The following is a 1,024-nucleotide window of genomic DNA, read 5'->3' as shown; positions in this document are numbered from 1 at the left end:
TAGCTGTCGCCGATCGATCCCATCGACTGCGCGATCCCGTTGTCGGCCAATCGGTTAGCAAACCGGATCGCTGTGTAGGTCGAGCCCCTGTCGCTGTGGTGTATCAACTCGCCGTCGCGGATGTCACGGCTCCAAACCGCGAACTCCAGCGCTCCGAGCACAAGCTCGGTGTCGCAGCGGTCCGAGGTTTTCCAGCCCACGATCCGGTTGGAGAACGCATCCCGCACCGCTGCCAGCCAGAACGCACCCTGACCGCACGGGATCCTGGTCGCGTCGGCCACCCACAACCGGTTCGGCCGGTCCGCGGTGAAGACCCGCTCGACCAGATCCGGTGCCGGCGCCGCCCGTGGATCGGTTCGTGTCGAGGCGATGCGCCACCGTTTCCGCAGGAACGCGCCCTGCAACCCGGCGCCACGCATCACCCGCTCCACCCGTTTGCGGCCGACCGAGATGCCGCGCCGGGCCAGCATTGCATGCACCCGAGGAGAGCCATAGGTGCCGCCGGAGCTGGTATGGATATCGACGATCTCGGCAAGCAATGCTTCGTCTGCGAGCTGCCGCGCCGAGGGCTGTTCCAGGCGTTTGCACCACCAGTAATAGGTCGACGGGGCGATCCCGAGGACCCGCAATACGAGCTCGACCGGGTGTCCGCTGTTCTTGACGAACCGCACGATCACCTCCGGGTCTGGCCGAGCTCCGAGGCGAAATACGCACTCGCAGAACGAAGGATGTCGTTGACCCGCTCCAGCTCGGCGACCTGTTTACGCAGCCGCTTGTTCTCCTCGGCCAGATCCGTCGCCGCGGGTTCCGGTCGCTGCCCGGTATCGGCTTGGCGGATCCAGTTCCGAAGCGCCTCGTGATGGACCCCCAACTGCTGGGCGAGCTTGCGGATCGTCGGCTTCGGGTCCGACTCCAGATACAGCCGGACCGCTCGGGCCTTCAGCTCGTCCGGGTATTTCTTCGGTGCTGCCACGCGGGGCTCCTTCCCGGTCCTATCGGACCATGCTCAGAGCCCTCCAAGGAA

The 1,024-nt window shown here is 65.8% G+C and carries 2 protein-coding genes; both read right to left on the bottom strand.

What is annotated here, in order from left to right; all coding sequences use genetic code 11:
- Positions 1 to 671 (bottom strand): IS3 family transposase (locus ACL03I_RS39385; protein WP_412808655.1); only part of this gene is annotated, 671 nt, incomplete at its 3' end.
- A 2-nt stretch (positions 672 to 673) separates the two neighbouring features.
- Positions 674 to 973, bottom strand: coding sequence for a transposase (locus tag ACL03I_RS39380; RefSeq protein WP_412808654.1), 300 nt, complete (start codon positions 971 to 973; stop codon positions 674 to 676).
- Between the last annotated feature and the right edge of the window lie 51 nt (positions 974 to 1,024).

This window comes from Nocardia sichangensis, assembly GCF_047200615.1.
Lineage (GTDB): Bacteria > Actinomycetota > Actinomycetes > Mycobacteriales > Mycobacteriaceae > Nocardia > Nocardia sichangensis.
The sequence above is the reverse complement of the archived record's forward strand: the minus strand, read 5'-3'. Positions and strand labels throughout refer to the sequence as shown.